The following is a 24,205-nucleotide window of genomic DNA, read 5'->3' as shown; positions in this document are numbered from 1 at the left end:
GGCGGACCCGATCGTGTGCCGTATGGTGAGCGCGTGCGCACACGACGCCTGCCGGCCACGGCCCCGCGATGAGGGTCGGCATCGTGGGCGGCGGCGGCGCGGGGCTCACGACCGCGTGGCTCCTCGACCGGCACCACGACGTGATCCTCCTCGAGCGCGAGGCGCGCCTCGGCGGCCATGCCGACACCGTCGACATCGAGGCGCACGGGCGCCGGCTCCGGGTCGACGCGGGCTTCGAGTTCTTCTCCCCCGGCACGACGTACGCCGGCTTCAATCGACTGCTCGACGCCCTGGGCGTCGTCCGGGAGACCTACGACGCCACGCTGACCGTGTTCGACATGCGGGCGCAGCACCCGATCGCGATGCCGCCGATGCGCGGCGGCCGTCCGATCCTTCCCTCCTTCTCGCCGGCGTCCCTGCGGACGCTCCTCAGGTTCCGGGCGTTCCTCGACGACCTGCCCGCGTTCCTGGCCAGGCGCGACACCACGGTCACCATCGGCGAGTACCTCGAGCGCGCGAGGCTGCCGAAGCCGTTCGTCGAGGGCTTCCTCCTCCCCCTGCTCCTCGCCTTCTGGTGCGTCGAGCGAGCTGAGTTCCTCGGGTTCGCCGCCTACAACGCGCTCTACTACCTCGGCGAGAACGCGACGAGTGGATTCCGTGCGCCGGTCCAGAGCACGATCGTCGGCGGCATGCGCGTCTACGTCGACGCGATCGTCGACTCGCTGGAACGCACCGAGGTCCGCCGGGGTGCCGAGGTCGTGCGGGTCGAACGCCTCGACGGCACCTGGCAGGTCACCGATGCCGTGGGGCGCACCGACGCGTTCGATCGGCTGGTGCTGGCCTGCAACCCGAAGCGCGCCCATGCACTCGTCGGCCACATCCCCTCGCTCGCCGGAATCGCCGGAGAGCTCGCCAGGTTCGAGACGTTCACGACGACCATCGCGATCCACGGGGACCGGCGCCTGATGCCCGCCCACGAGGCGTCGTGGTCGGTCGTCAATGCGCGCCTGCACGGCGAGCGCAGTTCGCTGTCGGTGTGGAATCCCCGGCTCGGACTGCCCGTGTTCAAGAGCTGGGTCACCTTTGACGAGCGGATGCCGCACCCGCTCCACGCCGTCGTGACCTACGAGCACGGACGGATCACGCCCGACTACTTCGACGCGCAGGCGCGGCTCGCGCCGCTGAACGGGACGGAGGGCCTGTGGCTCGCCGGCCTGGCCATGCACGACGCGGATTCCCACGAGAGCGCCGTGCGCTCGGCGATGACGGTGGCCGAGGGTCTGGCGCCCGACTCTGCGAGGCTCCGGACGCTCGTCGCGCCGGGCTGACCGTCCGCGTCCGGGCGTCCGCATCCCCGGGGGCCGGCGTCCGGCCATCCGCTCGCTCCGGCGAGGGTCAGACGCCCTCGTCGTCCTCTTCATCGGACATGGCGAACTCCTCGAGGTCGGACCCGGCCGCCTCGGCCGCGGCATCCGGCCCACCGTCTTCTCCGGATGCCTCGGATGCCTCGGCGACGTCCTCCGTGCCCTCGTGGAGCGTGCCCATGCCGTCGGGATACCCGGCCTGGTCCGGGTACTCGAACGTCCCGTCTGCACTCATGACGATCCCCTCTCTCGAGCGGATGCCGCGTGCTCGGGCACCCGTGCGGCCCACACTAGCCGCGGGGCGGGCCCGGCGCGACGGGGTGACGCCCGGGACGACTCAGGGCGTGAGCACCTGCGGGCTGCCGACCGGGGCGTCCACGCCCATCTCGTCGGCGATGCGGTTGGCCTCCGCGATGAGGGTCGCGACGATCTCGGACTCGGGCACGGTCTTGATGACCTCGCCCTTGACGAAGATCTGGCCCTTTCCGTTGCCGGATGCCACGCCGAGGTCGGCCTCGCGGGCCTCGCCGGGTCCGTTGACGACGCAGCCCATGACGGCGACGCGCAGCGGCACGGTCATGCCCTCGAGCCCGTCGGTGACGTCGTTCGCGAGCTTGTAGACGTCGACCTGGGCGCGGCCGCAGGACGGGCAGGAGACGATCTCGAGCTTGCGCTCGCGCAGGTTGAGCGACTGCAGGATCTGGAGGCCGACCTTGACCTCCTGCGCGGGCGGCGCCGACAGCGAGACCCTGATCGTGTCGCCGATGCCCTCGCCGAGGAGGATGCCGAAGGCCGTCGCCGACTTGATGGTGCCCTGGAACTCGGGCCCCGCCTCGGTCACGCCGAGGTGGAGGGGCCAGTCGCCGCGCTCGGCGAGGAGGCGGTAGGCCTTGACCATGACGATCGGGTCGTTGTGCTTGACCGAGATCTTGAAGTCGTGGAAGTCGTGCTCCTCGAACAGCGACGCCTCCCAGACCGCCGACTCGACGAGCGCCTCGGGCGTCGCCTTGCCGTACTTCTGGAGCAGGCGCGGGTCGAGCGAGCCGGCGTTGACGCCGATGCGGAGGCTCACGCCGGCCGCCTTCGCCGCCGCGGCGATCTCACCGACCTTGTCGTCGAACTTGCGGATGTTCCCGGGGTTCACGCGCACCGCCGCGCAGCCGGCGTCGATCGCGGCGAACACGTAGTTCGGCTGGAAGTGGATGTCGGCGATCACCGGGATCTGGCTCTTCTTGGCGATGATCGGCAGCGCCTCGGCGTCATCGCGGCTCGGCACCGCGACGCGCACGATGTCGCATCCCGAGGCCGTCAGCTCGGCGATCTGCTGCAGCGTCGCGTTGATGTTCGTGGTGGGCGTCGTCGTCATCGACTGCACGCTCACCTGGGCGTCTCCGCCCACGAGGACCTTGCCCACCTTGATCTGGCGGGACTTGCGTCGAGGGGCCAGGACTTCGGGGATTTTCGGCATTCCGAGATTCACAGCAGGCACGAGACGAGTCTACGTCCGGCCCGCTGGGCGTGGCCTCCATCGAACGGATCTTCGTGGACGCGGCTCGCGCGAGGCGATTCAGCGAGGCCCGCGGTCGGTCTCCACGGCGTCGTCCCGCGAGCGGCCGCCGGACGCGCCGGATTCGGGGCTCCCGGTGTCCTCGGAGGCGCCGTGGTCGAGCCGGATCCGCCGACCGAGCTCGACGTCCTCCTGGTCCTTCCGCGCCGCCTTGTCGCTCTTCCTGGTGTCGCGGGGTGGGAGCTGGATCTGCTCCTCGGCCTCGATGCCGGCCTGCAACTGGCGGCCGCGCTCGAGCTCGGCGTCGAACTCGGCCCCGAACAGGAGCGCGCAGTTCGCCAGCCACAACCAGAGGAGGAAGACGATCACCCCGCCGAACGACCCGTACGTCCGGTCGTAGTTGGAGAAGTTCGCGACGTAGAGCGCGAAACCGGCGGACACGATCACCAGGGCGACGATGGCGACCACCGCGCCGAGGCTGATCCACCGGAACTTCGGCTGCTTCGCGTTGGGCGTGGCGTAGTAGAGGATCGCGATCGCGAGGATGACGGCGAGCGCGAGCAACGGCCACTTCGCGATCTCCCACACCACCTCGACGGCCTCGCCGAGGCCGAGCGCGTCCCCGATCGCCTCGGTCACCGGCCCCGAGACCACCAGGATGACCGCGATGACGACGATGAGCACGAGCGTGATGATCGTCACGACGAGTTGCATGGGGCGGAGCTTCCAGATCGGCCGCCCCTCCTCGATCTCGTAGATCTCGTTCATCGCCCGACTGAAGGCGCCGACGTAGCCGGAGGCCGACCAGATCGCGAGCACGAGGCCGGTCACGAAGCCGAGCCCCGCAGCCGGCGACGTGCTGAAGTCCTCGAGCGGACCTCGGATGATGTCCAGCGCCTGACCGGGCGCCACCTGCTCGACGATCCCGAACAGGGCGTCGATGGCCCGCTGGCCCTGCCCGACGAGCGCGAGCAGCGACATCAGCGCCAGCAGCCCGGGGAACAGGGCCAGCACCCCGTAGTACGTGAGCGACGCTGCACGATCAGGGCACTGGTCGTCGATGAACTCGCGGAAGCTCTTGCGAAGGACGTAGAGCCACGAGCGCTTGGTCACCTCCTTGGGCGAGTCCGGCTTGCGGTCGTCCTCGGGCGCGGGGGCGCCGTCCTGCGGACGGGTCACCGGAGCGGTCATGATCTCCTCCTCGGTCCACGGATGCCGGGACGAGCCATCAGGCGGTCGCCGGCCCGGCCCTCGCAGCGGTGCCGGTCGTTCCAGTGTTCGACGGGATCCGAACCGGGCACAGGCCCTCCACAGATCGAGCAGCGGGCGCTATAGTGCCCTCGCCGCGCGCCCGGCGAAGCGGTCTCCCGGGTCGCGGGCCCACGCCGGTCGCCGCGCTCGTGGACGGCGACCCGTGCTCAGGCGCATCCGTCCGCGATCATCACCGGCGCGCCCAGCCACTCGACCGTGGTCTCGTCCTCCGAGGCCGTCGCCACCACGGTCGCCGTCTCGGCGCGCTCGTCGGGGCGAGTGAGTTCGAGGGTCTCGACGGGTACACCGACGCAGGTCCAGAGCGCCGCGTCGAACACCGGGTCGCCGGCCAACGACGTCCAGTCGTCGGTGGCGTGGAACCCCTGCTCGCTCGAGAGCTCGAGGCCGCCCGCGTCGGGCCCGTCGAAGTAGACGGCGAATCGCGGCCACACGTAGTCGAGCGCGTGGCCCTCTCGGCGCTCCTCGTCGTAGTGCCGCTCGTCGACCACGAGGTCCCCCCAGGAATGGAAGGTGCCGGGCGGGGTGTGGTTCGTCCCCTCGTACGGCTCGACGACCGGAGGCTCGTCGAACAGGTCGGTGAGGACGGCGATCGACTCTGCCGGATCGGACATGTAGTCGAGGGAGTCGACCACCCCACCGGCGGCATCGCGGAGCTCGAGCGTCTGCGGGCGCACGACGAGCGCCACGACCCCGGCCAGCGGATCGGGGTCGGCCGCGGTCGCCGTCGCCGACGTCGAGGGCGCCGGCGAGGACGCCGGCGATGCAGGCGCCGTCGGCGTCGGTGCAGGTGCCGACTCCGCGTCGGCGGTGCCCGCGCATCCGGACAGGGCGAGGATCGCACCGATCGCGAGGATCGACCCGAGGCGAGCAGTGCGGGGCATCGGGCACCGTTCCTTCCGTGGTGGCATCCGACGCCACTGCCCAGATCCTCCCAGCGGCACGGGCCGGTCGGGAAGCTTCGGAGGCGACGATCCGGTAACGAACCCGGGTCAGGCGCCGACCAGCAACGGCGGCTCGGTCGCCGCGATCACCTCGTCGACGCTCACGCCCGGCGCGCACTCGACGAGGCGGAGCCCCTCCGGCGTCACGTCGATGACCGCGAGGTCGGTGACGATGCGGTCGACGACGCCGCGGCCGGTCAGCGGCAGCGAGCACTCGCGCACGATCTTCGGAGTGCCGTCCTTGGCCACGTGCTCCATGAGCACGATGACGCGGCGTGCTCCGTGGACGAGGTCCATCGCGCCGCCCGGGCCCTTGACCATCTTGCCGGGGATCATCCAGTTGGCGAGGTCGCCGGTGGCGGAGACCTGCATCGCGCCGAGGATCGCGGCGTCGATCTTGCCGCCCCGGATCATGCCGAAGCTCGTCGCCGAGTCGAAGTAGGCGGCCCCCGGCAGCACGGTCACGGTCTCCTTGCCGGCATTGATGAGGTCGGGGTCGACCTCGGACTCGCGCGGGTACGGCCCGACGCCCAGGATGCCGTTCTCGGATTGCAGCACGACGGTCACGCCCTCGGGCACGTGGTTCGGCACCAGGGTCGGGAGCCCGATCCCGAGGTTCACGTAGGAACCGTCGGCGAGCTCCTCGGCCGCGCGGGCGGCCATCTCGAGCCTCGTCAGCGCCATCTCAGGCCTCCTCTCGCACGGTGCGGCGTTCGATGCGCTTCTCGACCCCTGGCCCGACCACGACGATGCGGTCGACGAAGACGCCCGGCAGGTGCACGGCGTCGGGATCCAGTTCGCCCGGCTCCACGAGGTGCTCGACCTGGGCGATGCACACGCGCCCGGCCATCGCCGCGAGCGGCGAGAAGTTGCGCGCCGACTTGTCGAACACGAGGTTGCCGTGACGGTCGCCGCGGAGCGCGTGCACGAGGGCGAAGTCGGTCGTGATGGCCTCCTCGAGCACGAACTCGCGCTCGCGTCCGGCGACCCGGAAGGTCTGCACGGGCTTCGGCGGGCTGGCGAGCGCGACGGACCCGTCGGCCGCGTACCGCTGCGGCAGTCCACCGTCGGCGACCTGCGTGCCGACCCCGGTCTGGGTGAAGAACGCGGCGATGCCGCTGCCGCCGGCGCGGAGCTTCTCGGCGAGCGTGCCCTGGGGCGTCAGCTCGAGTTCGAGCTCGCCCGAGAGGTACTGCCGGGCGAACTCCCGGTTCTCCCCGACGTACGAGGAGGTCATCTTCCGGATCCGACCCGCCGCCAGCAGGACCCCGAGGCCCCAGTCGTCGACACCGCAGTTGTTGCTCACGACGCTCAGCTCGTCGACACCGCGCTCCAGCAGCGCGTCGATCAGCACCATCGGGATGCCGCAGAGCCCGAATCCCCCGACGGCGAGGCTCGCGCCCCGCGGGACGTCGGCGACCGCCTCCGCCGCACTGCTCCTGACCTTGTCGAGTGCCATGTCACGACCTCCTCGTCGACTCGATGACGGGATGCGCACCTCGGACTTCGTGAATCCGGTGAATGCTCCCTAACCGAATCGTAGGATGGAACCAGCGCACAACCAACCCCGACGAAGGAGTCCACGGATGTCCCCCACCGATGTCGTCATCATCGCCGGCGCCCGCACGCCGTTCGGCCGCATCAGCGGCAACCTCGCGACCCGGTCGGCGGTCGACCTCGGGGCCGTCGCGGTGCGCGGCGCCCTCGAGAGGGCCGGCGTCTCCCCCGACGACGTCGACCAGGTCATCCTGGGCCAGGTCCTCCAGGCCGGCGCCGGGCAGAATCCGGCGAAGCAGACCGCCGTCGCCGCGGGCATCCCCTGGCGGGTCCCCGCCGTCACGATCAACAAGGTCTGCCTGTCGGGCCTGGCCGCGATCACGGATGCCGCGCGGATGATCCGCCTGGGCGAGGCATCCGTCGTGGTCGCCGGCGGTCAGGAGTCGATGACGCAGGCGCCGCTCGTACTGCCCGGATCACGCAAGGGCTGGACCTACGGCAGCGTCGAGATGCTCGACCATGCCGCGCACGACGGGCTCACCGACGCCTTCGACCACGAATCGATGGGGGCCTCCACCGAGCGGGTCAACGGCCGCCTCGACCTGACGCGGGCCGAGCAGGACGAGATCGCGGCCGCATCCCACGTGCGCGCCGGCGCGGCCGCGGCACAGGGCCTCTTCGACGACGAGATCGTGCCCGTCGAGGTGCCGCAGCGCAAGGGCGAGCCGATCGTCGTCGGCAGCGACGAGGGCGTGCGTCCGGACTCGACCGCCGAGGTGCTCGGGCGTCTCCGCCCCGCCTTCAGCGAGGGCGGCACGATCACGGCAGGGAACTCCTCGCCGATCTCCGACGGGGCCGCCGCCGTCGTGGTGGCGAGCCGCGAGTGGGCGGAGTCGCGGGGTCTCCCCTGGCTCGTGCTCGTCGGCGAGTCGGGGCAGGTCGCCGGCCCCGACAACTCGCTGCACTCGCAGCCGTCGAACGCGATCGCGGCGGCGCTGGAGAAGGCCGGGCTCGCGGCATCCGACCTCGACCTGGTGGAGATCAACGAGGCCTTCGCCGCGGTCTCGCTGCAGTCGATGCGCGATCTCGGCCTCGACGCCGAGAAGGTCAACGTGCACGGCGGAGCCATCGCGCTCGGCCACCCGATCGGGGCCTCGGGCGCGCGCCTCGCCCTGCACGCGGCCCTCGAGCTCTCCCGTCGTGGCGGCGGCCGGGCCGCGGTCGCGCTCTGCGGTGGCGGCGGCCAGGGCGAGGCGCTCCTGCTGACGCGCTGATTCGACCGCCCCGAGCGGGCCCGGACCATCGAGACGGCGGATGCCGCGGCATCCGCCGTCTCCGCCGCCTTCGCCGTCGACGCGGCGTGTGCCACGATGTCGCCATGAGCTCGACCGCCCATCCCCCGCTCGACCACCGGCTCCGACGCATGACCGGCCGCGACCCCGACGAGCCGCATCGTGCGGCGACCCCGCTCGAGCTCCTCTTCGACCTCATGTTCGTCGTCGCGTTCAGCCAGGCGGGCGCCCAGACGGCGCACCTGCTCGAACTCGGGCACTGGGCACCGGCCATCGGCGGGTTCGCCTTCGCCGTGTTCGCGATCTGGTGGGCCTGGATCAACTACTCCTGGCTCGCGTCCGCCTACGACAACGACGACGTGTTCTTCCGCGTGGCGACGATGGTCGAGATGCTCGGCGTGCTCGTCCTCGCCCTCGGCCTCCCGCAGTTGTTCACGTCGCTCGACGAGGGCCACCACGTCGACAACGGCATCGTGATCGCCGGCTACGTGGTCATGCGCGTGGCGACGGTCGCGCTGTGGCTGCGCGCGGCCAAGCACGATCCGACGCGGCGGCGCACCGCGCTCACCTACGTCTGGTTCGTGTCGATCACCCAGGTCGGATGGCTCGTGCTGCTCGTCGTCAACCTGCCCGTGGCGCCCGCGCTCGCCTTCACCCTGGTGCTGGTGATCCTCGAGCTCGTCGGCCCCTATGTCGCGGAGCACGGACCGGAGGGCGGGACCCCGTGGCATGCGCACCACATCGCCGAGCGCTACGGGCTCCTCGTCATCATCACGCTCGGCGAGGTCGTGCTCGGCACGATCCTCGCCGTCTCCGCGGTGATCGAGAAGCAGGAGTGGTCGGTCGAGGCCGTGACCCTCGCGTTCGCGGGCACCGCACTCGTGTTCGGGCTCTGGTGGGCGTACTTCACGATGCCCTCGGACAAGGTGCTCACCCGGTTCCGCGAACGCGGCTTCGTCTGGGGGTACCTGCACTACTTCATCTTCTTCGCGCTCGCGGCGACCGGCGCGGGACTGCACGTGGCGGCCTACGAGATCGAGGGCGTCGCGCATATCGGCATCGTGCCGGCGCTGCTCACCGTCGTCGTGCCGGTCGGCATCTTCCTCGTCGCGCTCTTCACGGTCTACTCGTTGCTGCTCCGGCAGTTCGACCCGTTCCACGTCTGGCTCTTCCTCGGCAGCCTCGTGGCGCTCGCGCTGGCCGTCGTGGCGGTCGCGGCCGGCGCGAGCTTCGGGGTGGGGCTGCTCATCACGGCGGCCTCGCCGTTCGTCGTCGTGGTCGGCTACGAGACCGTCGGGCACCGCCATCAGGCCGCCGCGCTGGAGCGCGCCCTGGCCTGACCCGCGAACGCGACGAGGGGCGGATGCCGCGGCATCCGCCCCTCGCTCATGCCGACGCCCGATCAGCCGATCAGCCGTTCGGCCGGTTCGCGCGAAGCACCTCCAGACGCGCCCGGTACTCGAGCTCGTCGATGTCGCCCTTCGCGAAGCGCTCGGCGAGCGTGGACTCGGCGGAGGCGCCGCGCGCCCACGGTGCACCAGGCCCGTATCCGCCCGGGGCGTAGCCGGCCGCGGCCCACGCCCGGTGCCTGCGGCTGACGCCGAAGATCACGAGCCCGATGACGAGCAGCCAGAACAGCGGGATGAGGAAGAAGACCCAGCCGAAGCCGGCCGCCCAGGGTCCGGCGTGGGCGGCCACGGTTGCTGCGGTGGCGAGGGTGGTGAGCATGGCGTGTTCCCTTGATCGTGCGACCTGCGCTTCAGGTCGTCGATCTCGAGTCTCGCCAGCGCGCGGCATCCGCGAATCCGCCGACGGGAGGCACTTCGCCTGCTCCCCCGGGCGCAGCCGGCCCGTTCGCCCCTACCGCCAACCCGGCGCGACGAGTCCCGACTCGTAGGCGACGACGACGAGGTGGACCCGGTCGCGCGCGTGCAGCTTGGCCATGATGCGGGACACGTGGGTCTTCGCGGTGAGCGGGGAGAGCACCAATTCCCGCGCGACCTCGTCGTTCGTCAGCCCCTGCCCGACGAGCCGGAGCACCTCGCGCTCGCGCTCGGTGAGCGCCGCGAGGCGTTCGGCGTCGGGCGCGTCGCGGAGGCCCGTGGCCATGCGCTCGAGCAGGCGCTTCGTGACCCCCGGCGAGAGCAGCGCGTCTCCGCTCGCGACCACGCGCACCGCTCGGATGAGGTCGACCGGCTCGGTGTCCTTCACGAGGAACCCGCTCGCGCCGGCGCGCACCGCCCGCGCCACGTACTCGTCGAGCTCGAACGTGGTCACGATCACGACGCGGACGCCCGCGAGGGCGGGGTCGGCCGCGATCTGCTCCGTCGCCCAGAGCCCGTCGCCGTCGGGCATGCGGATGTCCATGAGCACCACGTCGACCGGATGCCGCCGCACGAGCTCGAGCAGCTCCGCACCGGTCGAGGCCTCGCCGACGACCTCGACGTCGGGCTCGGCCTGGAGCAGCGCACGGAAGCCCGCACGCACGAGGAGCTGGTCGTCGGCCAGCGCGACGCGGATCACGGCGTCGCCCTCCATGGCAGCCTGGCCTCGACCCTCGTGCCGCCCTCCGGCCGAGCCAGGAGCCGCACCGAGCCGCCGAGGAGCGTCGCGCGCTCCCGCATGCCGAGGATGCCGCTGCCGTCGACGGATGCCTCGGCCGTACCCGCGCCGTCGTCGTCGACGGTCAGGTGCAGTGCATCGCCGTCGCGCGCGACCGTGACCACGGCGTGCGTCGCTCCGGAGTGACGCACCACGTTCGTCAGGGCCTCCTGCGCGATGCGGTAGGCCGCGAACTGGGCGGCCCGACCCGGCGCATCGCCGTCGAGCCGGTCGTCGAGCCGCACCTCGAGGTCGGGGCTCGCCACGCCGGCGATGAGGCGGGGCAGCTCGGCCAGCTCCGCCTGGGGCGACAACGGCGCGTCGGCATCCGTGCGGATCGCCCCGAGCACGCTGCGGACCTCCTCGAGCGCGGTCTTCGACGTGGCCTTGATGTTCGCGAGCGCGGTCCTGGCCTGCTCGGCGTCGCGGTCCATGAGGTGCAGTCCGACGCTGGCCTGCACGTTGATCTGCGAGAGGGCGTGGCCGATGACGTCGTGCAGTTCGCGCGCGATGCGCACGCGCTCGCGCTCCTCGGCGCTCTGCCGGCGCGCCAGGGCTTCGGCCCGGACCTGACGCATGCGCGCGGCGCGGGTGCGCACGAACGCGCCGATGCCGAAGCAGAACGCGAGCGCGAGGGTCGTGACCGCGGCCCGGAACGGATGCCACGGCTGCCCCCAGGCGGTGATGAGCACCACGGCCGCGATCCAGGCGGCGACCACCGAGCTCGCGGCCCACACCGTCGCGCCGTGGGCGACGGCGATCACGATCGCGAAGGCGAGGGCGACGTACGGAGGTCCGGCGTCGGGCGTCAGGAGCAGGTCGGCGAGTGCCGCGAGCGAGACGAAGGCCACGGTCGGCCCCGGCCACCGTCGGATCGTGAGGAGCGCGAGGGGGCCGATCGCGGCCAGCAGCACCTGGCCGAGGCCGGCCGGCCACCCGGCATCCGACCAGATCGCGATGCCGATGGCCGCAGGCACCTGCACGAGCAGGGAGATGACGACGGGCGCGAGGAGCCGGAACGCCGCGGGCGGCCGGAATCGCTCGCCGCCCCACTCGTCACCGGGTCGGCCGTCGACGCCCGGACGTCCGTCCCATCCGGATCGGACCTCCCAGGGCGGCGCATGCATCCCCGAAGCGTACCGAGGGCGGCCGCGCCGCGAATCCTCCGCCGGGCGCCTCATGGGGTACTCCCACGGGAGTACGGGGCCACCGGTCCGGCGGCGGAGGAGGGCGACGGCAGGATCAGAACAGCTGCACCGGCTTCACGAGGTCGGCGTAGATGAGCAGCGCGCTCATCGCGCCGAGGATCACCACGACGCCCAGGGTGAGCGGCATGAGCTTGGCCATGTCGACGGGCCCCGGGTCGGGCCGCCCGAAGAGCTTCGCGAAGCCTCGCCGGATCGCCTCCCAGAGCGCCCCCGCGATGTGGCCGCCGTCGAGCGGCAGCAGCGGCACCAGGTTGAACACGAAGAGGGCGATGTTGAGCGAGCCGAGGATGCCGATGAGCCCGGCCACCTTGTCGACGCTCGCGAGCTGGTCGGTGGCCGCGACCTCGCCGGCGACCCGGCCGACGCCGACCACGCTCAGCGGGCCGTTGGGGTCGCGCTCCTCGGGACCGAACGCCGCGTTCGCCACGTCGATCATGCGCTGCGGCAGGTTCACGATGATGCCCGCGACGCCGGCGATGTTCTCGCCGATGGCCGGGAGCACCGCGGTCGCGGGCTGCTGGACGCGCGCGACGGTCGGGCCGATGCCGACGAACCCGACGTCGACGGTCACGGGCTCGCCCGCGTCATCCGTCACCACCTTGCCGTCGTCGCCGACCACGTACCGCTCGCTGAGCGCGGGGGTCACGGTGAGCGTCTGCTCGTCACCGCCTCGCTCGATGACGACGGCGAGCGCCTCGCCCGGGTTGCCGCGGATGATCGCCGTCGACTGCTCCCAGGACGTGACCGGCTCGCCGTCGATGGAGACGATCGTGTCGCCCGGCTTCAGCCCGGCCTCGGCGCCGGGCGCGGCGGGATCCCCGGACTCGCAGGTCTGCCGCTCGCTCGTCGCGGGGAGCACGCAGGCGTTCACCGAGGCGACGGTGGTCGTCGACTGCGCCACGCCGAAGCCCATCAGCAGCACGCCGAACAGCACGACCGCGAGCACGAGGTTCATGAACGGACCGCCGAACATGATGATGATGCGCTTCCAGACCGGGAGCAGGTAGAAGGCCCGCTGCTCGTCGCCCGGCGTGATGGACTCCTGGCTCGAGTCGCGGGCGTCCTGGACGAGGCCCTTGAAGAACCCGGTCGAGTCGGCGTGCACCTGCTCGCCCTTGGCCGGCGGGAACATGCCGATCATCGAGATGTAGCCGCCGAGCGGGATCGCCTTGACGCCGTACTCGGTCTCGCCCCGCCGCCTGGACCACAGCGTCGGGCCGAAGCCGATCATGTACTGCGTGACCTTGACGCCGAAGAGCTTCGCGGGAACCAGGTGACCGATCTCGTGCAGCGCGATGGACACGGCGAGGCCGATGACGACGACGACCACGCCGAGGATGAACGGGAGCACGGATTGCACCCGATGAGCGTACTGCCGAAGCCTTTGCGTCCGCTGACGCTCGGCTGGGAGCCCGAGCGACCGGATGCCGCGAGCGATGCCGGCGGCGGATGCCGCGAGCGATGCCGGCGGCGGATGCCGCGAGCCGCCGCCGCGCGGGCGCCGGCCGTGCCGGGGTCAGCCCTTCGCGATGCGCGCGTTCGCGGCGGCGCGCGCGAGCCGCTCGGACTCCGCGAGCGAGGCCACCGTGACGGCCCGTTCTGGCGACTCGTGCGCCTCGACGACCGCCCGCACGGTGTCGACGATGTCGAGGAACCCGATGCGCCCGGCGTGGAAGGCGGCCACCGCCTCCTCGTTGGCCGCGTTGAACACGGCCGGGTAGTCGCCGCCCGCGCGGCCGACCTGCTTCGCGAGCGACACGGCGGGGAAGGCCTCGTGGTCCAGTGGCTCGAAGGTCCAGGAGGAGGCGACCGTCCAGTCGAGCGGGCGCCCGACCGCCGCGACGCGGTTCGGCCAGTCGAGGCCGAGCGAGATGGGCAGGCGCATGTCCGGCGGCGAGGCCTGCGCGATGGTGGATCCGTCGACGAACTCGACCATCGAATGCACGATCGACTGCGGGTGGACCGTCACGTCGATCCGGTCGTAGGGCACGTCGAAGAGGAGGTGCGCCTCGATGACCTCGAGGCCCTTGTTGACGAGGGTCGCGGAGTTCGTCGTGACGACGAGGCCCATGTCCCACGTCGGGTGCGCGAGGGCCTGCGCGGGCGTGACCTCCACGAGGTCCTCGCGACGACGGCCGCGGAACGGGCCGCCCGACGCGGTGAGCACGAGCCGGCGCACCTCGTCGTCCGTGCCGGAGCGGAGCGCCTGGGCGATGGCCGAGTGCTCGGAGTCGACCGGCACGATCTGGCCGGGTCGCGCGAGCCGGGTGACGAGGTCGCCGCCCACGATGAGCGACTCCTTGTTCGCCAGGGCGAGCGTGGCGCCGCGCTCGAGCGTCGCGATCGTCGGCCCGAGGCCCACCGAACCCGTGATGCCGTTCAGCACGACGTCGGCGTCGACGTCGCGCACGAGCTGCACCGCCTCGTCGATGCCGACCGCGGTGTGCTCGACGCCGAACTCCGCGGCCTGCGCCTCGAGCTCGGCGCGATTCGAGCCGACCGCGAGGCCGACCACCTCGAATCGCCGGGGATTCGCACGGATGACGTCGAGGGCCTGGGTGCCGATCGAACCGGTGGAGCCGAGGATGATGACTGAGCGCACGAGTCCACCCTACGGTCGCGGCCCTCGAGCGGCGGCCCGGCCCCCCGCGGTCAGCCCAGGATCGCGACCGACGCCGCCCGCGGGCCGGGCACGGGCACGTCGTGGAACGAGACCGCTCGCCAGAACGACCCGAACTCGGGGACGCCCCGCTCGATGCGCCCGACGCCGCCGTCCTCGTTCGGGGCGGAGACGGCGAGCCTGGACGGCTCGATGAAGTCCGTGTGGCCGAGCGCCCGCAGCAGTGCGGTCTTGCGCGCCCAGAGCGTCGCCCGCACGAGCGCCGCCTCGTCGGGGCCGAGCGAGCGCAGCGCCCGCCGCTCGTCGGGGTGCAGGGCGGCCTCGTCGATCAGCACGCCCGACTCGGCGGCCGCCGGCTCGACGGCGACCCCGAGCGGATGCCGCGTCCCGGTCGCCGCGATGATCGCTCCGCCGTCGATCGCGACGTCGGCGTACCGGTGCGCTCCCGAGGCGGTGAGCGGGTAGGCGACGTGCACCCGGCCGTGGCGGGCGCCGCACTCGTCGCACGCGTGCACGAGTTCGACGTCGTCGGAGGGCACGGATGCCGCACGGGCGACGAGCGCCCGCAGCACGGCGTCCGGCGCGACCTGCCGCCGGCCCCCGACGACGATGCGCACCAGCACGCCGGTCTGGCCGAGCTCGGTCGGCTCGTCGGAGAACGGGTCCACCACCCCATCATCGCGCACGAGGGCGTCGGCGGGACGATCCGTCGACGCGCCGCGCGGGGGCGCCATATGCCCGCCTCGGTATGGTCGGGCGCCTAGTGTCGGAGGGTGACAGAGCAGGACGAGGGCCGAATCGACGGCGGCGAGGATCGAGACGCCACCGGAACCGTGCGGCAGGGGCCGGCATATCGCATCATCCGCGGCATCCTGCGACCGATCGCACTCGGCGTCTACCGGCCGAAGATCACCGGCACCGAGCACATCCCCGCGCACGGGCCTGTCATCCTCGCCAGCAATCACCTGTCCTTCATCGACAGCGTCGTGATCCCGCTCGCCTCGCCGCGTCCGGTCCAGTTCCTCGCGAAGAACGACTACTTCACGGGCACGGGGTTCCGGGGGTGGCTCTCGCGCACCTTCTTCACCGCGATCGGTGCGGTCGGCGTGCAGCGGGGCGCGGGCGCCGATGCGCAGGCCGCGCTCGACGCGGGCCGCGGCATCCTCGAGTCCGGCAACGCCTTCGCGATCTACCCCGAGGGCACCCGCTCGCTCGACGGGCGCCTCTACCGAGGCCGCACGGGGGTCGCCTGGCTGGCGCTGCAGACGGGCGCCCGGATCGTGCCGGTCGGACTCATCGGCACCCAGGAGATCCAGCCGGTCGGGGCGAAGCTGCCGCGGATCCGGCCCGTCACGGTCCGATTCGGGCCGGCCATCGATGTCTCCGGCCATGGTCCGGCCACCTCCGGACGAGCCCGCCGCAGCGCCACCGACGAGATCATGGCCGGCATCCATGCGCTCACCGAGCAGGAACTCGCGGGTGCCTACAACGAGTCGCCGCCGCAGGGCGCGATCGCCAAGTTCGCCGACCGGATCGCGCCGCGCGAACGCATGTGACCGGCACGCGGCATCCGGTCGATTCCCAGCGCCGACCTCGGCCGTCACGGTAGGGTCTGCCTGATGAGCACCGTCGCCCGCCTCGCACGCCTCACCACGGTCGTCGTCGCGCTGCTCGCCCTCGCCGGCTGCGTGAGCGCCCCCGCGACCCCGGTCAGGGTCGACCGCACCCTCCCCGAACCGCCCACCACCGAGTTCGACCCCGGCCTCATCGTGAGCGACGACGCGTTCTACAACGCCGATGCCATGAGCGAGGCGGAGATCCAGGCGTTCCTCGATCGGGTCCCCTGCCGCGCCGACGACGGCATCGACTGCCTCACCGACTACACCGAGACCACCACGACCCAGCCCGCCGTGGGCGGCACCCACTGCGCCGAGTACCGGGGCGGCACGAACGAATCCGCCGCGCGCATCATCCGGAAGGTCGGCGCCGCGTGCGGCATCAGCCCCCGCGCGCTGCTCGTGCTCCTGCAGAAGGAGCAGTCGCTGCTCACCCGCCCGACGGCCTCCGGCTACGAGCGGGCGACCGGCTACGCGTGCCCCGACACGGCCGATTGCGACCAGAAGTACTTCGGCTTCTTCAATCAGGTCTACAACGCCGCCTGGCAGTTCCGGCAGTACACCGAGCACCCCGAGCGGCGCTACATGGTCGGGCCCACCGACATCGGCTACAACCCCGATGCCGCCTGCGGCGCGAGCACGGTCGAGATCCGCAACCAGGCCACCGCCAACCTCTACAACTACACGCCGTACCAGCCCAACGACGCGACGCTCGCCGACCCAGAGGCCGGCGACGGCTGCGGCGCCTACGGCAACCTCAACTTCTGGCGTCTCTGGCACCGGTGGTTCGGCGACCCGACCGCCGAGCGGTATCCCGCCTTCTTCGGCCCGTGCACGAGGCTCGTCGGCGGACACGCCTGCCCCGTCGAGCCGACGCTGCCCGCGGTGATCGTCACGCCCTGACCCGGCGGAGCCTTGCTCAGCCGGCGGCGACGGCCACGGGCTCGTGCCGCACCGGGAAGGCGACGGATGCCGCGATGAAGCACTTCGCGGCCGCCTCGGCGTGGATCTCCTGGGCGAGCGCGACCATCGCGGGATCGCGGACGACGACCCGCGGGCGGAGCACGACCTCGCGGAACGCGCCGCCGCCGCGGCCGTCCTCGACCATGGTGCCCGTGGCGGAGTCCGTGTAGCCGACCACGACGACGCCGTGAAGGGTCGCGACGTGCAGGTACGAGAGCAGGTGGCACTGGCTGAGTGCGCCGAGCAGCAGCTCCTCGGGGTTCCACCGCTCGGCGTCACCGTGGAAGACCCGGTCGCTCGAGCCCTCGATGACGTGCGACTTGGCGGCGGCCTGCAGCACGTGGTCGCGGCCATAGGCGCGGTAGCCGGTGGTGCCGCCCTCCCGGGCGCCGGTCCACTCGACGTCGACGGCGTAGGCGTGTTCGCCGAGCATCATGCGGCTCCGTTTCGGGCTCGTGCCGAGGAGTCGTCCCCGGTCGGGGTCAACGCTAGCCGCGGCATCCGACGCTCGCATGCCGACGGCCCCGATCGCCCTCGGGCGGCGGCCCGGCGGCGCTAGTCTGGAAGCATCATGACTGACATCCAGACCCCCGCAGAGACCCCGGCCGCACCCGTCTACTCGGTGGCCCAGGAGCGCCGCATCGTCACGGCGATCCCCGGCCCCAAGTCGCATGAACTGCAGGCGCGACGCGCGAAGGTCGTCTCCGCCGGTGTCTCCTCGGCCCTGCCCGTCTACATCGAACGCGCCAACGGCGCCGTGCTCGTCGACGTCGACGGCAACCAGTTCATCGACTTCGGCGCCGGCATCGGCGTGACGACCATCGGCCACACCGAGGCATCCGTCGTCGAGGCCGCCGCGGCCCAGCTGCAGGACGTCATCCACACGCTGTTCACGATCACGCCCTACGAGGAGTACGTGCGCGTGGCCGAACTGCTCGCCGAGCGCACCCCCGGCACGCATGAGAAGCGCACCGTGCTCGTGAACTCGGGCGCCGAGGCGGTCGAGAACGGCGTCAAGATCGCGCGCAAGCACACCGGCCGCCGCGCCGTCGCCGTGCTCGACCACGCCTATCACGGCCGCACCAACCTCACGATGGCCATGAACTACAAGGCGCACCCCTACGCCACCGGCTTCGGGCCGTTCGCCGGCGACGTCTACCACGCCCCGAGCTCCTACCCCTATCGCGACGGCCTCTCCGGAGCGGATGCCGCGGCCCGCACCATCGGCTACCTCGAGAAGGTCATCGGGGCGAGCGACCTGGCGTGCCTGGTCGTCGAGCCCATCCAGGGCGAGGGCGGCTTCATGGTCCCCGCCGACGGCTTCCTCCCGATGCTGCAGGCCTGGTGCACCGAGCACGGCGTGGTCATGATCGCCGACGAGATCCAGTCCGGCATGGCGCGCACCGGTCGCTACTTCGCGAGCGAGCACTTCGGCTGGACGCCCGACCTGGTGCTCTCGGCCAAGGGCATCGCCGGCGGCCTTCCCCTCGCGGGCGTCACCGGGCGCGCCGAGATCATGGACTCCGCGCACGCGGGCGGCCTCGGCGGCACCTTCGGCGGCAATCCGGTCGCCTGCGCGGCCGCGATCGCCGTCTTCGAGTCCATCGAGGCGAACGACCTGCTCGCCGAGGCCACGCGCATCGGGCGGACCCTGACGGCCGGCCTCGAACGCCTCAAGGCGCGCTACGACGTCATCGGCGAGATCCGCGGCATCGGCGCGATGGTCGCCATCGAACTCGTCCAGCCCGGCACCGGCTCGACGACGAAGGTGCCGAACCCCGAAGCCGTTTCCGCGCTCGTCGCCCACGCCGCCCAGCAGGGGGTCCTGCTCCTCAGCGCAGGCACCTTCGGCAACGTGCTGCGCTTCCTCCCGAGCCTGGCGGTGAGCGACGCGCTCATCGAAGACGCCCTGCACGTGCTCGACGACGGCTTCGCGGCACTCGGTTGATCCGGTGACCGGCACCTTCTCCATCTCAGACGCCGTCGAGCTCGCCGTGGTCGAACGCAGTGGTTTCACCGAGTCCAGGCACGCCGGCTCCGCCGTCGTGCTCTCACCCGAGGGCGAGCTCCTGCGCGCCCTCGGAGACGTGGCGACGCCCGTCTTCCCCCGTTCCGCGATGAAGCCGTTCCAGGCCGTCGCCGTCATGGCCTCCGGAGTCACCCTCCGAGGCGAGGACGCCGCGATCGCGACCGCCAGCCATTCGGGCACGGCCGCGCACGTCGCACTCGTCCGCGGGCTGCTGGCCAGGGACGCGCTACCCGAATCGGCGCTCGGCTGCCCACCGGCCGCCCCGCTCGACCAGACCGCCCGGGACGAGCTCGTCCGTTCGGGCGGTGCGCGGGAGCGCGTCTACATGACGTGCTCGGGCAAGCACGCCGCGATGCTGCTCGCCTGCTCCGCGAACGGATGGCCGCTCGACGGCTACCTCGACCCCGCGCATCCCCTGCAGAAGCGGATCCTCGACGTGCTCGAGCGCCTGACGGGCGAGCGACCGGCGGCAACCGCGCCCGACGGGTGCGGCGCCCCCGTGCACGCCGTCAGCCTCACCGGACTCGCCCGCGGCATCCAGAAGATCACGACGGCGGCGCACTCCTCCCCGTTCGCGCTCTTCCGCGAGGCCGCGGCCCTCACCGAGGGCGTGCGCGAGAACGCGTGGGCGGTCGCCGGCCCCGGCCAGCCCGACACCGTGGCGATCGAACGACTCGGCGTGTTCGCCAAATTCGGCGCCGAGGGCGTCATGGTGATGACCGCACCCGACGGCACGACGACCGCGCTCAAGGTGCTCGACGGCTCGTCTCGCGCCTCGACCATCATCGGGCTCCGGCTGCTCGCGAACGCCGGCGCAATCGACGATGCCGCCGTCGACCGGGTCGCGACCGAGCTCGACCTCTGGATCATGGGCGGCGAACGCCGCGTCGGCGAGGTCCGCGCGAGCTTCTGACCACCCGTGTCGCGGGCGCGGCGGGCCACGTCTTCCGATGACGGATGCCGCACGGGATCGGGGTTCCGGTGCGGCATCCGCCGTTCAGCTCGGCTCCGGGTCAGCCGAGCTTCGCGAGCCGTTTCGCCCGCGCCGCACGGGAGACCTGTGCGCCGATGACGAGCACGATCGCGAAGAGGAACACCGCCGACGCGATGACGTTGGCTTCGGCGGGGATGCCGCGGGACGCCGAGATGTACACGTACTTCGGGAAGGTCGAGACCGACCCCGAGTTGAAGTTCGTGATGATGAAGTCGTCGAAGCTGAGCGCGAACGAGAGCAGAGCAGCCGCCACGATGCCGGGAAGCAGCAGCGGGAAGGTGACCCGCCAGAACACCTGCGCCGGCGACCCGTAGAGGTCGCGACCGGCTTCCTCGAGTGCCGGATCGAGGCTCGCGACGCGGGCCTTCACCGTCACCACGACGAAGCTGATGCAGAACATCGTGTGCGCCAGGATGATCGTCGTCATGTCCTTCGGAACGCCGACCGCGAGGAACTGCGCGGCGAGCCCGGCGCCGAGCACGACCTCTGGGGTGGCCATCGGTAGGAAGAGCAGCAGGCTGATCACCGAGCGGGCCCGGAACCGGTAGCGCACGAGCGCGATCGCGATCATCGTGCCGAGCGTCGTGGCGATGACGGTCGCGACGAGCCCGATGACGACGCTGTTCGCGAAGGCCTGGCACACGGCCCCGCCCTCGACGTTGCAGACGTTCAGCCACTTGTCGAAGGTGAACCCTCGCCAGGCGATGTTCGACTTCACGGAGTCGTTGAACGAGAAGACGAACGTGTACGCGATCGGGATCATCAGGAAGACGAACGCGATGACCGCGTAGACCGGCAGCAGCCAACTGCCGAGGCCGAAGCGGCGGCCCCGCTCGGGTCCGCGACGCGGTTCGGTCTGCTGGCTCTCGGAGAAGCCGCCGAGGACGGCGGCCGCCTGGACTTCGCCGCTCACAGCAGGTCCTCCGTTCCGGAACGCTTGACGTAGATGCCGACGAGCACGAGGATCGCCGCCATCAGGATGATCGACAGCGCTGCGGCCGCCGGGTAGTTGAGCAGGACGAGGAAGTTCGCCTCGATCACGTTGCCCATCATCTGCGTGTCGGGCCCGCCGAGGAAGTCCCGGCTGGCGTTCACGTAGTCGCCGGCTGCCGGGATGAAGGTGAGCAGCGTGCCCGCGACGATGCCCGGCATGGACAGCGGCAGCGTGACCTTCCGGAACACCGTGAACGGGTTCGCGTACAGGTCGCTGCCCGCCTCGAGGTAGCGCAGGTCGAGTCGTTCGAGCGTCGTGTACAGCGGCAGCGTCATGAACGGGATGAAGTTGTACGTGAGGCCGAAGATCACCGCGAACGGCGTGCCCGTGAAATGCGCATCGGGCCCGAGCAGCGAGAGCGCCTTCAGGGACGTGATCACGAACGACTCGTCGGACAGGATCTGCTTCCATGCGAGCGTGCGCAGCAGGAAGCTGATGAAGAACGGTGCGATCACGAGCACGAGCATCAGGCTCTGCAGCAGCGGCCAGCGCCGGGCCTTGACTCCGATGAAGTACGCGAGCGGATAGCTGAACAGCAGCGCGAACACCGTGGCCGCCAGCGCGTAGCCGAAGGAGCGCACGATGTGCGGCCAGTACGTGGTCATGACGTCGACGTAGTTCTGCCAGTTGAACGCGTACTGGTACTGGCCGATGTCGCCGAACTCCAGCGGCGCCTGCAGGGAGGTCAACAGGAGCGAGACGAGCGGCGTCAGGAAGAAGAGCACCAGGTAGGCGATGCCCGGGAGCAGGAGGAACAGCGCGATGCGGCTCTTCTTGCGCGGTGCCTGCTCGGTGGGTGCCTCCGCGGTCGAGAACGCGGCGAAGGCCATGCTCAGCCCTCCTCGAGCTCGGCGACGAGGTCGTCGCGGCGCTGCGCGGCGATCGAGGTCGTGGAGTCGTCGGCGGGGAAGCGCTCGGCGTCGGAGGGACCGTCGGCCAGGCCGAACCCGTGCTCGATCAGCCAGCTCGTCCAGACCTCGTCGCCGACCCCGGCGCTCGGACCGATGCCCGTGTTCTGCGCGAACACGAGCACGGTGTCGTGCCCCGGGATGTCGACGAGGTACTGCGTGCTCACGCCCGAGAACGAGACGTCGAGCACGCGGCCCGGCCCGACGACGTTGCGTCCGGGAGCGTCGGCGGGCGCCTCGGCGTGCAGCGTCACCTTCTCGGGCCGCACGCCGACCGTCACCGTGCCGTTGTGGCGCGCCGACCGGGACTTGGGCACCACGATCCGCGAGCCCGCCGCGTCGACGGTGATGGCGGTGTCAGTTGCTCCCGCGACGGCCCCCGTGAAGAGGTTGGACTGTCCGAGGAAGTTCGCGACGAAGACCGTGCGCGGCAGGTCGTAGAGCACCTCGGGTGCGCCCATCTGCTCGATCGCGCCCTTGTTCATGACCGCGACCGTGTCAGCCATGGTCATGGCCTCCTCCTGGTCGTGCGTCACGTGGAGGAAGGTCAGGCCGACCTCCTCCTGGATCGTCTTCAGCTCGAGCTGCATCTGCCGGCGCAGCTTGAGGTCGAGCGCGCCCAGCGGCTCGTCGAGCAGCAGCAGCGCCGGACGATTCACGATCGCCCTGGCGAGAGCCACGCGCTGCTGCTGGCCGCCCGAGAGCTGCTGGGGCCGACGCTGCGCGAGGTGGTCGAGTTCGACCAGGCGCAGCGCCTCATGGGCCTTGCCGAGCGGGTCGCCGATGCGGCGGCGCTTCAGGCCGAACGCGACGTTCTCGATGATGCTCATGTGCGGGAACAGCGCATAGCTCTGGAACACCGTGTTGACGGGACGCTCATGCGAACGGGTCGCCGTGACGTCCTTGCCGCCGATCAGGATGCGGCCCTGCGTCGGCTCCTCGAGACCCGCGACGAGCCGGAGCGTCGTCGTCTTGCCGCAGCCGGAGGGCCCGAGCAGCGCGAAGAAGGATCCGGCCGGGATCGTGAGGTCGAGGTCCTGGATCGCGGTGAATCCCGGGAAGCGCTTCTGGATGCCGACGAGCTCGAGGTCGGCGCCCCGCTCGGCGAATTCGCGTACAGCCATGTCGTGTCGTCGCCGTCTCTCAGGCGCCGAGCAGGATGCTCTGGAACTCGGCCTGGTACTTCTGCTCCTCGGCACCGCTGAGCGAACGGAAGATGTGGGCCTTGGAGAGGGTCTCCTCGTCGGGGAAGATGAGCTGGTTCTCCGCGAGCTCGGGATCGATCGCGGCAGCCGCCTCCTTGGCGCCGACGACCGGGGTGATGTAGTTCACCCATGCCGCGACCTCGGCCGCGACCTCGGGCTCGTAGTAGTAGTTCATGAGCGCTTCGGCATTCGCCTTGCGCGTCGAGCCGACGGGGACCAGGAAGTTGTCGTTCCAGAGCGTTCCGCCCGCCTCGGGGATCGCGAACTCCCACTTGTCGCCGGCCTCGGCGTTGATGACCGTGATGTCGCCCGACCAGCAGATGGCCGCGAGCGTGTCGCCGCTCTTCAGGTCTTCGAGGTAGGCGTTGCCCTTGATGTTGCGCACCTGGCCGCTCTCGACCTGTTCGGTCAGCACGTCGATCGCCGCGCTGTACTCCTCGTCGCCCCAGTCGCCTGCGATGTCGACGCCGTTCTGGAGCATGATCAGACCCATCGTGTCGCGCATCTCGGAGAGCACGCCGACGCGACCCTTGAGCTCCGGCGACCAGAGGTCCTCGACCGAGGCCAGGCCGTCGGGGAAGGCCTCCTTGTTCCAGCAGATGCCGGCGAAGCCGCCCTGCCACGGCAGCGAGAACTGCCGGCCCTTGTCGAAGTCGGGGTCCTGGAGCGCGGGAGTCAGGTTCGCGAGGTTCGGGATGTTGTCGTGGTTGAGCTCCTGCGCGTAGCCGAAGCGGATCCAGCGGGCGATCATCCAGTCGGTGAGGCAGACGGTGTCGGCGCCGATGTCCTGGCCGAGGGCGAGCTGGTCCTTGACCTTGCCGTAGTAGGTGTTGTTGTCGTCGACCGCGACCTCGTAGTTCACCTTGATGCCGGTCTGCTCCTCGAACGCCTGAAGCGTGGGGTAATTGCCCGAGTCGTCCTCGTCGATGTACGCGGCCCAGTTCGCCCAGTTGAGGGTCTTGTCGGTCGCGGACTCATCGGCCGCCGGGGTGGGCTTGGCCACGCCGCCGCCGGTCGAGCAGGCGGCCAGCGCCAGGGCGGATGCGCCGGCACCCGCGCCGGCGAGCATCGTACGTCGACTCATCTGCGACGCACGGGCGCGGGCGATGAGCGAGCGGATCATCGGATCCTGGGGAAGGGGCCGAGAGGTCACGGGTGCTCCATTCGGGTCAGCGACGTTGCCATGGGGTGCGT

At 71.2% G+C, this 24,205-nt stretch carries 24 protein-coding genes; 7 read left to right on the top strand and 17 right to left on the bottom strand.

All coding sequences use genetic code 11. From position 1 onward, the window contains the following. Positions 1-68: 68 nt before the first annotated feature. Positions 69-1,328 (top strand): FAD-dependent oxidoreductase, encoded by a 1,260-nt coding sequence (locus GQQ95_RS05755; protein ID WP_157426689.1) that lies wholly within the window; start codon positions 69-71, stop codon positions 1,326-1,328. 67 nt (positions 1,329-1,395) lie between these two features. On the opposite strand, the gene GQQ95_RS05750 is transcribed toward GQQ95_RS05755, so the two are convergent. The 6 genes from GQQ95_RS05750 to GQQ95_RS05725 all read right to left on the bottom strand — a co-directional run bounded on the left by GQQ95_RS05750 (position 1,396) and on the right by GQQ95_RS05725 (position 6,543). Further along, positions 1,396-1,599, bottom strand: coding sequence for a hypothetical protein (locus GQQ95_RS05750; protein WP_157426688.1), 204 nt, complete (start codon positions 1,597-1,599; stop codon positions 1,396-1,398). Between the two features lie 102 nt (positions 1,600-1,701). Continuing rightward, positions 1,702-2,832, bottom strand: a complete 1,131-nt coding sequence (ispG, locus tag GQQ95_RS05745; RefSeq protein ID WP_157426687.1) for a flavodoxin-dependent (E)-4-hydroxy-3-methylbut-2-enyl-diphosphate synthase — start codon at positions 2,830-2,832, stop codon at positions 1,702-1,704. A gap of 99 nt (positions 2,833-2,931) precedes the next feature. Beyond that, on the bottom strand, positions 2,932-4,062 hold the full coding sequence (locus GQQ95_RS05740) for a YihY/virulence factor BrkB family protein (protein WP_157426686.1): 1,131 nt from the start codon (positions 4,060-4,062) through the stop codon (positions 2,932-2,934). A gap of 227 nt (positions 4,063-4,289) precedes the next feature. After that, on the bottom strand, positions 4,290-5,024 hold the full coding sequence (locus GQQ95_RS05735) for a hypothetical protein (RefSeq protein WP_157426685.1): 735 nt from the start codon (positions 5,022-5,024) through the stop codon (positions 4,290-4,292). A 108-nt stretch (positions 5,025-5,132) separates the two neighbouring features. After that, complete coding sequence (locus GQQ95_RS05730) at positions 5,133-5,768, bottom strand: CoA transferase subunit B (protein ID WP_212275305.1); 636 nt, start codon at positions 5,766-5,768, stop codon at positions 5,133-5,135. A 1-nt stretch (position 5,769) separates the two neighbouring features. Beyond that, positions 5,770-6,543 (bottom strand): CoA transferase subunit A, encoded by a 774-nt coding sequence (locus GQQ95_RS05725; RefSeq protein ID WP_157426684.1) that lies wholly within the window; start codon positions 6,541-6,543, stop codon positions 5,770-5,772. 127 nt (positions 6,544-6,670) lie between these two features. Between GQQ95_RS05725 and GQQ95_RS05720 the strand changes: the two genes are divergently transcribed. Together GQQ95_RS05720 and GQQ95_RS05715 are read left to right on the top strand one after the other, a co-directional pair. Then, positions 6,671-7,855, top strand: a complete 1,185-nt coding sequence (locus GQQ95_RS05720; RefSeq protein WP_157426683.1) for an acetyl-CoA C-acetyltransferase — start codon at positions 6,671-6,673, stop codon at positions 7,853-7,855. Between the two features lie 104 nt (positions 7,856-7,959). Then, positions 7,960-9,213 carry a low temperature requirement protein A gene (locus GQQ95_RS05715; protein ID WP_157426682.1) on the top strand — a complete coding sequence of 418 codons (1,254 nt, stop codon included), beginning with the start codon at positions 7,960-7,962 and terminating at the stop codon, positions 9,211-9,213. Positions 9,214-9,283: 70 nt separating this feature from the next. Here GQQ95_RS05715 and GQQ95_RS05710 read toward each other — a convergent pair whose 3' ends face one another. From GQQ95_RS05710 to GQQ95_RS05685, 6 genes are all read right to left on the bottom strand, one after another. Further along, entirely contained in the window at positions 9,284-9,601 is a 318-nt protein-coding gene (locus tag GQQ95_RS05710) for an SHOCT domain-containing protein (protein ID WP_157426681.1), read from the bottom strand. Positions 9,602-9,733: 132 nt separating this feature from the next. After that, a complete protein-coding gene (locus GQQ95_RS05705) occupies positions 9,734-10,396 on the bottom strand; it encodes a response regulator (protein WP_157426727.1) in 663 nt (220 codons plus the stop codon). After that, a complete protein-coding gene (locus GQQ95_RS05700; protein ID WP_170296976.1) occupies positions 10,393-11,601 on the bottom strand; it encodes a sensor histidine kinase in 1,209 nt (402 codons plus the stop codon). Before GQQ95_RS05700 ends, GQQ95_RS05705 begins: the two co-directional genes overlap by 4 nt. A gap of 115 nt (positions 11,602-11,716) precedes the next feature. Next, entirely contained in the window at positions 11,717-13,042 is a 1,326-nt protein-coding gene (locus tag GQQ95_RS05695; RefSeq protein WP_170296975.1) for a M50 family metallopeptidase, read from the bottom strand. Between the two features lie 156 nt (positions 13,043-13,198). After that, the gene (dxr, locus tag GQQ95_RS05690; RefSeq protein WP_157426679.1) at positions 13,199-14,284 is read right to left on the bottom strand and encodes a 1-deoxy-D-xylulose-5-phosphate reductoisomerase; all 1,086 of its coding nucleotides are present in this window, start codon (positions 14,282-14,284) and stop codon (positions 13,199-13,201) included. Positions 14,285-14,334: 50 nt separating this feature from the next. Further along, complete coding sequence (locus tag GQQ95_RS05685; protein ID WP_157426678.1) at positions 14,335-14,970, bottom strand: 4'-phosphopantetheinyl transferase family protein; 636 nt, start codon at positions 14,968-14,970, stop codon at positions 14,335-14,337. Between the two features lie 129 nt (positions 14,971-15,099). Here GQQ95_RS05685 and GQQ95_RS05680 point away from each other — a divergent pair, with 129 nt between their 5' ends. After that, positions 15,100-15,858: a lysophospholipid acyltransferase family protein gene (locus tag GQQ95_RS05680; RefSeq protein ID WP_157426725.1), complete on the top strand. Its 759-nt coding sequence runs from the start codon at positions 15,100-15,102 to the stop codon at positions 15,856-15,858. A gap of 63 nt (positions 15,859-15,921) precedes the next feature. Then, entirely contained in the window at positions 15,922-16,821 is a 900-nt protein-coding gene (locus GQQ95_RS05675) for a hypothetical protein (protein WP_157426677.1), read from the top strand. A gap of 16 nt (positions 16,822-16,837) precedes the next feature. On the opposite strand, the gene GQQ95_RS05670 is transcribed toward GQQ95_RS05675, so the two are convergent. Next, entirely contained in the window at positions 16,838-17,314 is a 477-nt protein-coding gene (locus tag GQQ95_RS05670; RefSeq protein ID WP_157426676.1) for an OsmC family protein, read from the bottom strand. 138 nt (positions 17,315-17,452) lie between these two features. On the opposite strand from GQQ95_RS05670, the gene gabT reads away from it, so the two are divergent. After that, a complete protein-coding gene (gabT, locus tag GQQ95_RS05665; RefSeq protein ID WP_157426675.1) occupies positions 17,453-18,829 on the top strand; it encodes a 4-aminobutyrate--2-oxoglutarate transaminase in 1,377 nt (458 codons plus the stop codon). Between the two features lie 4 nt (positions 18,830-18,833). Beyond that, positions 18,834-19,823 carry an asparaginase gene (locus GQQ95_RS05660; protein ID WP_157426674.1) on the top strand — a complete coding sequence of 330 codons (990 nt, stop codon included), beginning with the start codon at positions 18,834-18,836 and terminating at the stop codon, positions 19,821-19,823. A 100-nt stretch (positions 19,824-19,923) separates the two neighbouring features. Here the strand turns inward: GQQ95_RS05660 and GQQ95_RS05655 are convergent, their stop codons facing one another. The 4 genes from GQQ95_RS05655 to GQQ95_RS05640 all read right to left on the bottom strand — a co-directional run bounded on the left by GQQ95_RS05655 (position 19,924) and on the right by GQQ95_RS05640 (position 24,134). Next, a complete protein-coding gene (locus tag GQQ95_RS05655) occupies positions 19,924-20,667 on the bottom strand; it encodes an ABC transporter permease (RefSeq protein WP_157426724.1) in 744 nt (247 codons plus the stop codon). A gap of 146 nt (positions 20,668-20,813) precedes the next feature. Then, a complete protein-coding gene (locus tag GQQ95_RS05650; protein WP_157426673.1) occupies positions 20,814-21,728 on the bottom strand; it encodes an ABC transporter permease in 915 nt (304 codons plus the stop codon). 2 nt (positions 21,729-21,730) lie between these two features. After that, positions 21,731-22,930, bottom strand: coding sequence for an ABC transporter ATP-binding protein (locus GQQ95_RS05645; protein WP_157426672.1), 1,200 nt, complete (start codon positions 22,928-22,930; stop codon positions 21,731-21,733). A gap of 19 nt (positions 22,931-22,949) precedes the next feature. Further along, positions 22,950-24,134 carry an ABC transporter substrate-binding protein gene (locus GQQ95_RS05640; RefSeq protein ID WP_157426723.1) on the bottom strand — a complete coding sequence of 395 codons (1,185 nt, stop codon included), beginning with the start codon at positions 24,132-24,134 and terminating at the stop codon, positions 22,950-22,952. Positions 24,135-24,205 lie beyond the last annotated feature (71 nt).

Origin of the sequence: Agromyces salentinus, from assembly GCF_009749395.1 — a bacterium.
GTDB classification, from domain to species: domain Bacteria; phylum Actinomycetota; class Actinomycetes; order Actinomycetales; family Microbacteriaceae; genus Agromyces; species Agromyces salentinus.
This window is presented reverse-complemented; position numbering and strand designations above follow the sequence as displayed.

Coding starts and splice junctions, on each gene's coding strand:
- GQQ95_RS05755 (WP_157426689.1), top strand. CDS start 69: ATGAGGGTCGGCATCGTGGGCGGCGGCGGCGCGGGGCTCACGACCGCG.
- GQQ95_RS05750 (WP_157426688.1), bottom strand. CDS start 1,599: ATGAGTGCAGACGGGACGTTCGAGTACCCGGACCAGGCCGGGTATCCC.
- ispG (WP_157426687.1), bottom strand. CDS start 2,832: ATGCCGAAAATCCCCGAAGTCCTGGCCCCTCGACGCAAGTCCCGCCAG.
- GQQ95_RS05740 (WP_157426686.1), bottom strand. CDS start 4,062: ATGACCGCTCCGGTGACCCGTCCGCAGGACGGCGCCCCCGCGCCCGAG.
- GQQ95_RS05735 (WP_157426685.1), bottom strand. CDS start 5,024: ATGCCCCGCACTGCTCGCCTCGGGTCGATCCTCGCGATCGGTGCGATC.
- GQQ95_RS05730 (WP_212275305.1), bottom strand. CDS start 5,768: ATGGCGCTGACGAGGCTCGAGATGGCCGCCCGCGCGGCCGAGGAGCTC.
- GQQ95_RS05725 (WP_157426684.1), bottom strand. CDS start 6,543: ATGGCACTCGACAAGGTCAGGAGCAGTGCGGCGGAGGCGGTCGCCGAC.
- GQQ95_RS05720 (WP_157426683.1), top strand. CDS start 6,671: ATGTCCCCCACCGATGTCGTCATCATCGCCGGCGCCCGCACGCCGTTC.
- GQQ95_RS05715 (WP_157426682.1), top strand. CDS start 7,960: ATGAGCTCGACCGCCCATCCCCCGCTCGACCACCGGCTCCGACGCATG.
- GQQ95_RS05710 (WP_157426681.1), bottom strand. CDS start 9,601: ATGCTCACCACCCTCGCCACCGCAGCAACCGTGGCCGCCCACGCCGGA.
- GQQ95_RS05700 (WP_170296976.1), bottom strand. CDS start 11,601: ATGCATGCGCCGCCCTGGGAGGTCCGATCCGGATGGGACGGACGTCCG.
- GQQ95_RS05675 (WP_157426677.1), top strand. CDS start 15,922: ATGAGCACCGTCGCCCGCCTCGCACGCCTCACCACGGTCGTCGTCGCG.
- GQQ95_RS05670 (WP_157426676.1), bottom strand. CDS start 17,314: ATGCTCGGCGAACACGCCTACGCCGTCGACGTCGAGTGGACCGGCGCC.
- gabT (WP_157426675.1), top strand. CDS start 17,453: ATGACTGACATCCAGACCCCCGCAGAGACCCCGGCCGCACCCGTCTAC.
- GQQ95_RS05655 (WP_157426724.1), bottom strand. CDS start 20,667: ATGATCCCGATCGCGTACACGTTCGTCTTCTCGTTCAACGACTCCGTG.
- GQQ95_RS05650 (WP_157426673.1), bottom strand. CDS start 21,728: ATGGCCTTCGCCGCGTTCTCGACCGCGGAGGCACCCACCGAGCAGGCA.
- GQQ95_RS05645 (WP_157426672.1), bottom strand. CDS start 22,930: ATGGCTGTACGCGAATTCGCCGAGCGGGGCGCCGACCTCGAGCTCGTC.
- GQQ95_RS05640 (WP_157426723.1), bottom strand. CDS start 24,134: ATGATCCGCTCGCTCATCGCCCGCGCCCGTGCGTCGCAGATGAGTCGA.